Here is a 10,730-nt window from a genome sequence, read left to right on the forward strand (position 1 = left end):
ATTCGTCAATAAATTGTTTTTTAGAGTTTTAAAAAAAGTGTTTTCCTTAAATAATACTTAAAAAAAAGGTGGTCGAAATGATGTTTTTTATGGTATTCGTAATAAAAACAACGATTCGTATTGGAATTAATAATAAATAAATCAATTATATTTATTATTTTTGCATAGCAAAAACGATCAATACTATGGCAAAATTCGAACTAAAACTTCCTAAAATGGGTGAAAGTGTTGCAGAAGCAACGATAACTTCATGGTTAAAAGAAGTTGGGGATACTATTGAAATGGACGACACTATTGTTGAAGTTGCAACAGATAAAGTAGATAGTGAAGTTCCTAGTGAAGTAGATGGAAAATTAGTTGAAATTTTATTTGAAAAAGATGCCGTAGTTCAAGTTGGTCAAACTATAGCTATTATCGAAGTAGAAGGTGAAGGTTCAGGAAATGCTGTAGCACAACCAGAACCAGTAAAAGAAACTACTTCTGAAGCAGTTGCTGAAGTAGAAAAAACTGTAGAAGTAGCCAAAGAAACTGTAACTTCTATAGATACTTCGTCTAGCGATCGCTTTTATTCTCCATTAGTAAAAAGCATAGCAGAGAAAGAGGGTATTTCTCTTTCTGAATTAGAAGGAGTTAATGGAACAGGTAAAGATGGTAGAGTTACTAAAAACGATATTCTTGATTATGTTAAGAATAGAGGTAAAGCTCCTGTAAAAACTAACGATGCTATTCAATTTGATATTGAAAAACCTAAAAAGGTTGAGTCTGCTCCAATTACAATGAGTGGTGAGGATGAAATTATTGAAATGAGTAGAATGGGGAAACTGATCTCAAAACACATGGTAGATTCAGTGCAAACTTCTCCACACGTACAGTCTTTTATAGAGATCGATGTAACAAATATTGTAAACTGGAGGAATAAAGTTAAAAATGCTTTCCAACAAAGAGAAGGAGAGAAGTTAACATTTACTCCAATCTTTATGCAAGCTGTTGCACAAACGATAAAGAAACATCCTATGATCAATATTTCTTTAGATGGAGATAAAATCATCAAGAGAGGGAATATTAACTTAGGTATGGCAGCTGCACTTCCTGACGGAAACTTAATTGTACCAGTAATTAAAAATGCTGATGAATTAAGTTTAGTAGGAATGACTAAAAAAGTTAACGATTTAGCTACTAGATCAAGAGCTAATAAGTTAAAGCCAGACGATATTCAAGGAGGAACTTACACTGTTACTAATATTGGTAGTTTTGGTAGTATCACAGGTACACCTATTATTAACCAACCACAGGTAGCAATTTTAGCTTTAGGAGCTATTATAAAGAAGCCAGCTGTTATTGAAACTCCACAAGGAGATTTAATTGGTATTCGCCATAAAATGATTGTTTCTCATTCTTACGATCACAGAGTGGTTAATGGTGCTTTAGGAGGAATGTTTATCAAAACATTTAAAGACATCATAGAAGCTTGGGATCCTAATCAAGATTTTTAAGCAATATACTTTATATAAAAACATTTATTTAATATTTATAGAGGTTGGTTATTACTCATTATTGAGTTATAACCAATTTTTTTTTGTTATGACTTGTAAAATAATTCTTAAAACAAAATTTTATTGATATGCTTTTTTAAATCTAATTGAACCATTTTCTTTTTAGTACTTTTGCGCCTTAAATTAAAATTTATAAACAATGAAAAAAATACTTGTAGCCTTTGTAATGTTAATTAGTGCTTTAAGTTTTTCACAAGAAAAAGTTTTGTTACGTTTAAACTATGAAAAAGGAGATGTTTATCAAGTCGCTCTGAAAATGAATCAAGACATGGGAGAGATGATGAAGTTAGATATTCAAATGGTAATGGAAATGAAAGTTACAGAGGTAAAAGAAGAAAGTTTTATGACTGAAGCTTCTTTTAAAAATGTAAAAATGGATATGAATGCAATGGGGCAGCAAATGAAATACGATTCTAATATGAAAGAATCTGAAATGGATGCTTTTGCTCAAGGTGCACATTCATCAATGAAAGATCTTTTAAGTACGCTTATTGCTTTCGAATATGATAAAAGAGGTAATGTGATAAATACTAAAGTGATTTCAGGTAACGGAAATGTAAAAGATTTCCAAGATAATTTTAGTAGTTTGGTTCTTCCTGAAGAAGAAGTTACTGTTGGATCAACTTGGAGCGCAATGAAATCTACAAAAGAAGGTAGTAAAATGGACTATTTATATGAAGTTACTGCTATTAATTCTGATAATGTTGAAGTTAAAGTTTCTGGATCTATTTCTGGAGAAGAAAATGCTATTTCTGGTAAAGGAACTATTAATAGAGAAACAGGAAACATGAAAGATATGGATATGGACTTAATTATAAAGGTTCAAGGACAAAAAGTGAATTCTAAAATTTTAATGACTACAACTAAAAAGTAGAAATTATAAAAACAATATAAAAAAAGAGCTGTTTATTAAAACAGCTCTTTTTTTATTGATATATTTCTTCTAAAGCTTTTGTTAGTTCTTTGTATTTAAAAGAAAAATGCTTTTTAATTTTTTCTGTAGAAACTCTACTTCCTTGTAATACAATAACAGCTAATTCTCCTACAACTAGCTGCAAAACAAACTTAGGAACATTAAAAGGAGTAACAAATTTCTTTAAAACTTTTCCTAAAGTTTTTGTGAATGAGCTATTGGTCTGATCCTCTGGTGCTACTGCATTAAAAATCCCATTAAAAGATTGATCTTCCACTGCTTTAACATACATATCACATAAATCTTCAATGTGAATCCAAGGAATATATTGATCTCCTTTTCCTAAAGCGGATAAAAACAGTGGAGTATTCATTTTTTTTAAAGCACCACCATCTTTACTTAATACAACACCAGTTCTTAGAATAGTAACAGGAATATTATCTTTTGAAAACTGATTAGCTGCATTTTCCCATTCAATACATATTTTGGCGATAAAATCTTTAGCTGGCTGATCTTCTTCTTTGAAAATAGTTTCAGAAGTAATTGCTCCGTAATATCCAATTCCTGAAGAGGAAATAAAACCTTTTAAAGAAGTGTTGTATTCTTTAATCTTTTGATATAACAAGTTTGCAGATAAAACTCTACTGTCTATTAATTCTTGTTTACGTTTATCGGTCCATTTTTTATCAGCTATACCAGCACCAGCAAGATGAATAATAAAATCGGTATTTTCCAGAGCTTTAGGATCAACATAGTTGTTTTTAATATCCCATTTAAAATGATGTTCTTTTTTAGGATTTCTAGAAAGAATAATTACTTCATGATTATTCTTTTTTAATTTTTGTTCTAGTAGTGTTCCTACGAGTCCAGTTCCTCCAGTTAATAAGATTTTTGCCATACAGTAAAAATAAAGAAAACCGTAGTGTTTTACTACGGTTTTCTTAAATTATGTTCTTTTAAAATGAAATTATTTTATTTCTTTTAAAGTATTTGCAATTAATAATTTTAACTGGTTTTTATGTGCTTTAGTAGCAATATTTCCAGTACCATTACTTACCCAAGATTTAATGTTCTTTAAATTATATAAAGCCATTGCCTTAGAAGCATTTGTAAATCTATTTTTTCCTCTTCCGTTCACCATGCTTAATAACATTTTAGTGTATTGTGTTTGTAAGTTTTGACGGAATGAATTTACTGAACCATAAATATCGTTTTTGAAAACAGCATTGTTTAAGTCTGTCATAAATTCTGAAAGACGGTATTTATTTCCATATAATTCAGAATCACTAATACGTTGTAAAGTATTTGGATGTAAAATATGACTTAATACTCTAGTTTGGTAAGATAAAACTTGAGCATGAATTTTTGGGTCTTCTGGACCACTAAAGAAATTATAACCACGTCTTTGTCTTGCTAAATAGTTATATAACTCCTTTGGAGCTTTAAATGCATTTGGAGCAAAAATGTAAGTTTTTAAAGCATTCATAGCTCTTTTTTGATCAGTATAACTTACAGGAGTGTATGGTTGAGTTTCTCCTTGTTGTCCGGCCATAGCTCTATCAACATAAACACCACCAATAAATCTTGAAATAACATCTCCAGCTCTAGCAGCTTGACCATTTAATACATAGTAAGCATTTCTTAATTCTTGATAAGACTCACCAGTTCTAGTTAATTTAGATTTGATGTTTTTCTTAACGTTATTAGCTAACTTAATACGATCGATAGAATATGAAATCTGATCATTAGATAAATCACCAGTCATAACTCTTGGATCAATTGCTTTACCTGGAGAACGCATATCATCTGCATCATTTCCAAAAATTAACTCAGGTTTTGTAGATTGAGCTAATAAAGCATCCATTTCAGTTTTATTTCTGAACGGAGTATATCCAAATTGAATTGCCCAAACATCGTAAGGTCCAACAGCAGTATCGTAATATTGACCTTGTTTAGCTGGATCTAAAGTTAAGTTAATAGCTGCATAATCCATTACAGAACCAGTTAAGCATTTTCCTTTAATAAACTCAGGGTTAGCTAATTCAGCAGGTGAAAATAATTGACTAGCTTTCATATTGTGATTTAAACCTAAAGTATGCCCAACTTCATGCATAATTAAAGCAATCATAGCTTCACGTTTCATACCTTCCATTTGCATATCAGTTGCTCCAGTTGCAGCTAACACAGTTTTACCGAACATTGTGTTTTCATGCATCACATGTCCAGCTGAACATAACATGTGATTATCTTTATTTAAGAATAAGTTTTTATGAGTTTCTTCTTCAGAATTAAAAGAAGCAGCAGCATTAAAAATTCGATCTAAACGAACTCGGTTTGTAAAATGAACATATTCTAACATGATATCTGCACCTAAAATTTCACCAGTTCTAGGATTTACAAAACTTGGTCCATATCCACCAAAAGGAGGATTAGGAGACGAAGTCCATCGTAATACATTATAACGAACATCACCTGCATCCCAGTTAGCATCATCTGGTTGAACTTTAACAACCATAGCATTTTTAAAACCAGCTTTTTCAAAAGCAACATTCCAAGCTAAAACCCCTTGTTTAATAGTTTCTCTCCATTCTATAGGAGTAGAATTTTCTATCCACCAAGTAATTGGAGTTACAGGTTCAGAAACTGCAGCACTAGGATCTTTTTTTACTAATCTCCATCTGTGTACAAAGTCTCTATAGTTTATAGCGTCTGTGCTAGTCATGTCGTTTACTTCAGTTGTAAAATATCCAACTCTAGGGTCATCAAAACGAGCTTCATAACCTTCTTTAGGCATATTCATAAACGTATGGAAAACTTTTATAGAAACATATCTTCCATCTTTAATAGCAGAGCTTCCACCATTTAAAACACTTGGGTTATTATAAACATATTCTGTTTTAATGTTTGTATTTTCAGGGTAGTTTTTAACAGAATTTACTTTTGATTTATTTTTGTCAAAACGACCTAATTTAAAAGAGAAAGGAGATCTTCCTGGGAAACTTGGAGATTTAACTCTAGTTAAAGCTTCGGATAAGAACAATCCGCTAGCATCGATTAAATATTCTCCTTTTTTCTCATCTGTAGCTAAAATTTTAGCACTTGCAATTAATGCATCACTTGTATTTGCTTCAGCAGATTTAGAAATAGCATTACTTTCATCAAAATAAAAAGAAGTGTTAGGTGCAACAAATTCTATTTTATTGAAATATTTTTTGATGTTAAAAACACTAGATCCACGGTAAGAACCTCTAAAAGCATTAGCTTCTGTAACACCATCTGCAATTTGAGAAAAGTAAATGTAGTCTTTGTTTAGTTGATCTTTTTTAACTAATAATTTTACAGATCCAGTAATTGAGTCTTGAAATATGGTAAATAAACCTTCAATTTTAGCACTTTTCTTGGTAAGATCAGCAATAGTTTTTGTTGGCTTTTTTTTAGGTTTTTTAGGCATTTCAGTTTTAGCCTTGTCTTTATCTTTCTTCTTCTTTCTTCTTTGTGCATTACTATCATTAACACTTAAAAGTAATAATGCCAAGAAGATAGATAATACTAATCTTGGTTTTTTCGTAAACATTGTACTAAATTTTAAATTGATTTTCTTTAATGAATTACAAAAATATTATTAAAAAAATTAAATAATTGTTAACGATTTTATAAATAGTATTAGCGATTTTTTATGTTTTGTTTACATAGTGCAATAATTTTCTCTATTCGTGTTGTTCTAGTAAGTTCTCTTTTTGCTAAGAATAACCAATAGAGATAATTCTTTTTATAGGAAGGAGCAAAATTTTTGTAATTTGAATATGCTTCTGGATTTTTATTGAATGCTTTTTGTAAATCTTTTGGAATAATTAAATTTTCTACATCATCTAATAATGTCCAGCTTCCATTTTCTTGAGCAATTTTTATAGATTTTATTCCGCTTTCATGTAATAGTTTCTGAGCAGATAATTCTTTGATATAATTTTTATTAACTCTACTCCAAACACTTTTTGGTTTTCTAGGAGAAAAATATTGTTGTCTTTTTCCATTACCTAAACTTTTTACAGTAGAATCTATCCAACCAAAACATAAGGCGACTTTTACAGCTTCTTCCCAACGCATCGATGGAATTTTTGTTTCAATTTTATAAAAAATCAAATACACCCCTAGAGATGTATTATGATTTTTTAATAGCCAATCATACCATTCTTTATCTTCTTTAAAGTATAATTGTATTTTTTCTGACATTAACGAATGATTTTTGAAGGAAAACTAACGATACTTTCATATCCATTTTCACCAACTGCACTAACACCAAAGAAGAAGTTATCTACTACAATTCCTTCAAGTACAAATTCATTTACATTTTCTACATATTTAAAATGATCCCAGGTAGGAGAAGTTGTATCTCTCCAATAAATTTTATAGCCTTTTGCTCCTTTTACAGGATCCCATTTAAATTTAGCAGCAGCTTCAACAATTCCTCCTATACCTACGTTTTTTGGTGAAGGTGGAGCAGAAGCAACACTAGCTAAGTTTATAGCATTTACAGCAGTTAATTTTTTAGCATAACCGAAATTTACAAACTTGAATTTATCACCATATTCGATACCATTTTCTGTACGAATATCTTGATGTTGTTGAGTATAGTTCTCATGAGCTTCCATAATTCTAATTCCTGCAAAACCAACATCGTTAAAAGGTCTATGATGCCCACCACGTCCAAAACGATCTAATCTATAAATCATCTTCGGATTCATTTCAGGCATATAGGTTTTTGTAGTTTTATAAATATATCGAGCTAATTGTCTAGAAATTCCATCAACTTCACCTCCGTAAAAACGACGAGCTCTTCTTTGTTGAGCTGTTTCTGTAGGAGGAGTTGGTTCAGAAAAAATCCTAAATGTTCTATTATCAATAACACCATCAACTCCTTTAATGTTACCAATCATGTCATTATTCATTACACCAACAATATTCCAACCTTTATTTTTAGCATAATTTGCTAAACCTTTTCCTCCAAATAAACCTTGTTCTTCACCAGATAAACCAACATATATAATACTATTATTAAATTTATATTTGCTTAAAACCCTAGCAGCTTCTATTGCACCAGCCATTCCTGTAGCATTATCATTAGCACCAGGAGCATCATCTGTATAATTATTCGGATCAGAAATGCGAGAATCTATATCTCCACTCATAACAATGTAATTATTTGGGGTTTTAGTTCCTCTTTGAATAGCTACAACATTTACTACCCAAACGTCTTTTGTGATTCTTTGATTCGTTCCTTTCTTAACTAAATCTTTTTGATAAAAAACATCTAAGCAGTTGTTACATTTTTTAGAAATCTGCTCAAATTCATTTTTAATCCATCTTCGAGCAGCTCCAATTCCTCTTGTATTAGAAACAGTATCACTTAAAGTATGGCGAGTACCAAAATCAGCTAATGTTTTAATGTCTGATTTAATTCTATCAGCGGATATAGCATTTATGATATCATAAATTTTTGTATCAGTCTGAGTATAAGAAATGGAGGTTATAAATAGAGTAATTATAATTAAGTATTTATTCATTTTGTAATTAAGTTTGTTTAATTAAAAATACAAAACAAAAAAGAGAGTGTACTTGTAATACACTCTCTTTAACAGATTCTGTTTGTATGTTTAAATTTATTCTTTGTCTAGTCTCTTTGTTAAATAGAAACCTAAAAGTAAGGCTCCGCCGCCACATAAGAAAATAGAAGAAGTATAGAAAACTTGTTCTGTAATTCTAATTTTATCTTCAATTCTTCCATCAATAAAATTTTTAGATGGACTAGCAAAGTAATAACTTAAAATAGATCCTAGTAAAATTCCAACACCAATCCCCATTAACAATAAAGCAAAATTTAAGATAATGATTCTTCCTGTTAAAGTAGATCTTTTTCGTTCTCCTATTGAAAATATTTTTGCTTCTTGGCCTTTTTCAATTAAAGCTAAACGCTCTCTGTTTCTTGTAGAGAAGTATAGATAAAAGATTCCGAAAACTACTGCAAAGAAAAAGATAAATACTAATGCAACTTCCATATGTAATATATTTTAAATGTTTTTTATTGTGTTTGTAATTGAGACTTGAGTGTTTCAAAAAAGGTTACAACTTTTTTCAAAAAAAATATGAAAGTTTTTTGTAACCTTTTTAAATTGTAGCCTGTCTTACGATAAATGACTATTAAAAACGACCAAACTTATATTGATAAAACCTTAGCAGGTGACACGAATTCCTTTGCTTTTTTGGTAGAGAAATATAAAGTTATGGTATATAGTTTAGCTGTAAAAATGCTTAAAAATAAAGAAGAAGCAGAAGAAGTTTCTCAAGATACTTTTATAAAAGCATTTAAAAATTTAAGTAAGTTTAAAGGAGAATCTAAATTTTCTACTTGGTTATATAAAATAGCATATAGAAATTGTTTAGATGCAATTAAGAAAAATGAGAAAAAGTATGTAACTGATGTTATTGATGAAATTACGGAAAACAAAGTAAGAAGTACCGAGAATGTTTTAGAGCAAATAACTAAAAAAGAACGTACTGATTTGTTGAAGAAATGTTTGTATAAACTGCCAGAACAAGAACGTTCTATTTTATGGATGTTTTATTTTGATGAATTAAGTTTAAAAGAAATTAAAGAAGTTACAGAGCTTAAAGAATCTAATATTAAAGTTACTTTACATAGAGCAAGAAAAAGATTAGTGTCGATTATTAACGAGAATGTTAAATCTGAATTGATTAATTATGGAGCATAATGAAGAACAAAAATCATTAGAAAGATTTACTGAAAAGTATATTAAAGAAATCCAAGGAGAGGTACCTTCTTTTAATTTTACAAATTCTGTAATGGATACCATTATCCAGCAAGAAGCTGAAAGCGCAAAAGTTTTTGAATACACTCCATTAATATCTAAGAAAGTTTGGATGGTGTTATCGACTTTATTTGTTGGATTTTTAGTTTTTCTAATTAGTATTTCAACTAGTATATTTTCAAAAATAAATTTCAGTTTAAGTTTTCCTGAATTTGAATTATTCAATGTTTTTGAATCAATTTCAATTCCTGAAAATATCATGTATCTAATTACTGTTTTAACTTTTTTAGTTTTAGGTCAATTGTATTTCTTCAAAAAACGGTTTGAAATAGTGTTTGAAGCTTAAATTTTTGTTTATTAATTGTTTAGGTTTCTGTTAGGATGATTATTAATTGTTAAATTTTGTTAAAAAATGATTATATTCACCAAAGTAATTAATAATGAATGATCCTTATGAAAAAAAACTTTTTAATCGTATTGGCCTTCTCTTTCATCGCTTTAGCTTGTGGAGATAAAAAAGCTGAAGAGGCAAAGAAAAAAGCTGTAGAGCAAGAACAACAAATTGAAGCAGTTAGTAAAGAAGTTGACGAAAATGTTGATTCGTTACAAAAAGAAGCAGAAGAAATAGAGAATGAATTAAAAGCATTAGAAAACTTATAAAATTAAAACAATGAAATTTTCAAAATATATTTTAGTGGCTTTACTTATAAGTTTTGTAAGTACAGTTAATGCTCAAAAATCTAAAGAAGAGCGAAAAGCCAAAAAAGAGTTAGTAAAACAAAAAAAAGCAGCCCTTAAAGAAAAGAAGGCTGAAATGAAAGATAAGAAAAAGGAGTTAAAAGAAAAAAAGGCAGAAATTAAAGCAGAGAAAAAAGAATTAAAAGCTGAAAAAGATAAAATACTAGGAGACCATAAAGAAAAAATGAAAGGTATGTCTAAAGAAGAAAAAAAGGCATATTTAGAGGCAAATCCTGAATTAAAAGAGAAACTATCTGCTTTCAAAGAAGAAAGTAAAGAGAAGCGAAAAGAATTAAAAGCTAAAAAGAAAGCTTATAAGAACGAGAAAGTAAATGCTGTTCAACAAAGAATAGAAAACAAAAAAGAAAAAATAGCTTTTTTTGAAGAGAAAAATATAAACGCTAAAAATAAAATAGCAAAAACTAAGGAACGTTTAGAAACTCAGAAAACAGCTGGCGAAATTACTGAAGAGCAGTATAAAGAGAAAATGGAGAAAGTTTCTAAAATAGAAGCTAGAATACAAAAACACGACGAGAAAGTTTTAAAAATGAAATCTAAACTAGCTAAAAGTGAAGAAAAATTAGAGAAACTAAATTCAAAGAAAAAAGAAGAGTAAATACGATTCTTTGAGTCGTCCTAAAATAGGTTGACAGTTTTAAAAAGTATTATTTAAACCAGAGAAGCTAGCTTCTCTGGTTTTTT

General features: G+C 29.4%; 11 protein-coding genes. 6 read left to right on the forward strand and 5 right to left on the reverse strand.

Annotated features, from left to right (window positions below; all coding sequences use genetic code 11):
* Nucleotides 1–185 precede the first annotated feature (185 nt).
* Complete coding sequence (locus Q1A46_RS17800; RefSeq protein ID WP_299682137.1) at nt 186–1,493, forward strand: dihydrolipoamide acetyltransferase family protein; 1,308 nt, start codon at nt 186–188, stop codon at nt 1,491–1,493.
* Nucleotides 1,494–1,692: 199 nt separating this feature from the next.
* A complete protein-coding gene (locus Q1A46_RS17805) occupies nt 1,693–2,427 on the forward strand; it encodes a hypothetical protein (RefSeq protein ID WP_299682140.1) in 735 nt (244 codons plus the stop codon).
* A gap of 52 nt (nt 2,428–2,479) precedes the next feature.
* Here Q1A46_RS17805 and Q1A46_RS17810 read toward each other — a convergent pair whose 3' ends face one another.
* The 5 genes from Q1A46_RS17810 to Q1A46_RS17830 all read right to left on the reverse strand — a co-directional run bounded on the left by Q1A46_RS17810 (nt 2,480) and on the right by Q1A46_RS17830 (nt 8,519).
* The gene (locus tag Q1A46_RS17810; RefSeq protein ID WP_299682143.1) at nt 2,480–3,364 is read right to left on the reverse strand and encodes a TIGR01777 family oxidoreductase; all 885 of its coding nucleotides are present in this window, start codon (nt 3,362–3,364) and stop codon (nt 2,480–2,482) included.
* Between the two features lie 69 nt (nt 3,365–3,433).
* The gene (locus tag Q1A46_RS17815) at nt 3,434–6,040 is read right to left on the reverse strand and encodes a zinc-dependent metalloprotease (RefSeq protein WP_299682145.1); all 2,607 of its coding nucleotides are present in this window, start codon (nt 6,038–6,040) and stop codon (nt 3,434–3,436) included.
* Nucleotides 6,041–6,129: 89 nt separating this feature from the next.
* Nucleotides 6,130–6,696: a YdeI family protein gene (locus Q1A46_RS17820; RefSeq protein WP_299682147.1), complete on the reverse strand. Its 567-nt coding sequence runs from the start codon at nt 6,694–6,696 to the stop codon at nt 6,130–6,132.
* A complete protein-coding gene (locus tag Q1A46_RS17825) occupies nt 6,696–8,027 on the reverse strand; it encodes a M28 family peptidase (RefSeq protein ID WP_299682150.1) in 1,332 nt (443 codons plus the stop codon). Before Q1A46_RS17825 ends, Q1A46_RS17820 begins: the two co-directional genes overlap by 1 nt.
* A 96-nt stretch (nt 8,028–8,123) precedes the next feature.
* On the reverse strand, nt 8,124–8,519 hold the full coding sequence (locus Q1A46_RS17830; protein ID WP_299682153.1) for a DUF6249 domain-containing protein: 396 nt from the start codon (nt 8,517–8,519) through the stop codon (nt 8,124–8,126).
* 135 nt (nt 8,520–8,654) lie between these two features.
* On the opposite strand from Q1A46_RS17830, the gene Q1A46_RS17835 reads away from it, so the two are divergent.
* From Q1A46_RS17835 to Q1A46_RS17850, 4 genes are all read left to right on the forward strand, one after another.
* Nucleotides 8,655–9,233 (forward strand): RNA polymerase sigma factor, encoded by a 579-nt coding sequence (locus Q1A46_RS17835; RefSeq protein WP_299682156.1) that lies wholly within the window; start codon nt 8,655–8,657, stop codon nt 9,231–9,233.
* Complete coding sequence (locus Q1A46_RS17840) at nt 9,223–9,636, forward strand: hypothetical protein (protein WP_299682159.1); 414 nt, start codon at nt 9,223–9,225, stop codon at nt 9,634–9,636. Before Q1A46_RS17835 ends, Q1A46_RS17840 begins: the two co-directional genes overlap by 11 nt.
* 107 nt (nt 9,637–9,743) lie before the next feature.
* Nucleotides 9,744–9,950 carry a hypothetical protein gene (locus Q1A46_RS17845; protein WP_299682162.1) on the forward strand — a complete coding sequence of 69 codons (207 nt, stop codon included), beginning with the start codon at nt 9,744–9,746 and terminating at the stop codon, nt 9,948–9,950.
* A 10-nt stretch (nt 9,951–9,960) separates the two neighbouring features.
* Nucleotides 9,961–10,644, forward strand: coding sequence for a hypothetical protein (locus Q1A46_RS17850; protein WP_299682165.1), 684 nt, complete (start codon nt 9,961–9,963; stop codon nt 10,642–10,644).
* Nucleotides 10,645–10,730: the final 86 nt, after the last annotated feature.

Origin of the sequence: uncultured Tenacibaculum sp. (genome assembly GCF_947502995.1) — a bacterium.
Taxonomy (GTDB): Bacteria; Bacteroidota; Bacteroidia; order Flavobacteriales; family Flavobacteriaceae; genus Polaribacter.

Coding starts and splice junctions, on each gene's coding strand:
- Q1A46_RS17800 (WP_299682137.1), top strand. CDS start 186: ATGGCAAAATTCGAACTAAAACTTCCTAAAATGGGTGAAAGTGTTGCA.
- Q1A46_RS17805 (WP_299682140.1), top strand. CDS start 1,693: ATGAAAAAAATACTTGTAGCCTTTGTAATGTTAATTAGTGCTTTAAGT.
- Q1A46_RS17810 (WP_299682143.1), bottom strand. CDS start 3,364: ATGGCAAAAATCTTATTAACTGGAGGAACTGGACTCGTAGGAACACTA.
- Q1A46_RS17815 (WP_299682145.1), bottom strand. CDS start 6,040: ATGTTTACGAAAAAACCAAGATTAGTATTATCTATCTTCTTGGCATTA.
- Q1A46_RS17820 (WP_299682147.1), bottom strand. CDS start 6,696: ATGTCAGAAAAAATACAATTATACTTTAAAGAAGATAAAGAATGGTAT.
- Q1A46_RS17825 (WP_299682150.1), bottom strand. CDS start 8,027: ATGAATAAATACTTAATTATAATTACTCTATTTATAACCTCCATTTCT.
- Q1A46_RS17830 (WP_299682153.1), bottom strand. CDS start 8,519: ATGGAAGTTGCATTAGTATTTATCTTTTTCTTTGCAGTAGTTTTCGGA.
- Q1A46_RS17835 (WP_299682156.1), top strand. CDS start 8,655: ATGACTATTAAAAACGACCAAACTTATATTGATAAAACCTTAGCAGGT.
- Q1A46_RS17840 (WP_299682159.1), top strand. CDS start 9,223: ATGGAGCATAATGAAGAACAAAAATCATTAGAAAGATTTACTGAAAAG.
- Q1A46_RS17845 (WP_299682162.1), top strand. CDS start 9,744: ATGAAAAAAAACTTTTTAATCGTATTGGCCTTCTCTTTCATCGCTTTA.
- Q1A46_RS17850 (WP_299682165.1), top strand. CDS start 9,961: ATGAAATTTTCAAAATATATTTTAGTGGCTTTACTTATAAGTTTTGTA.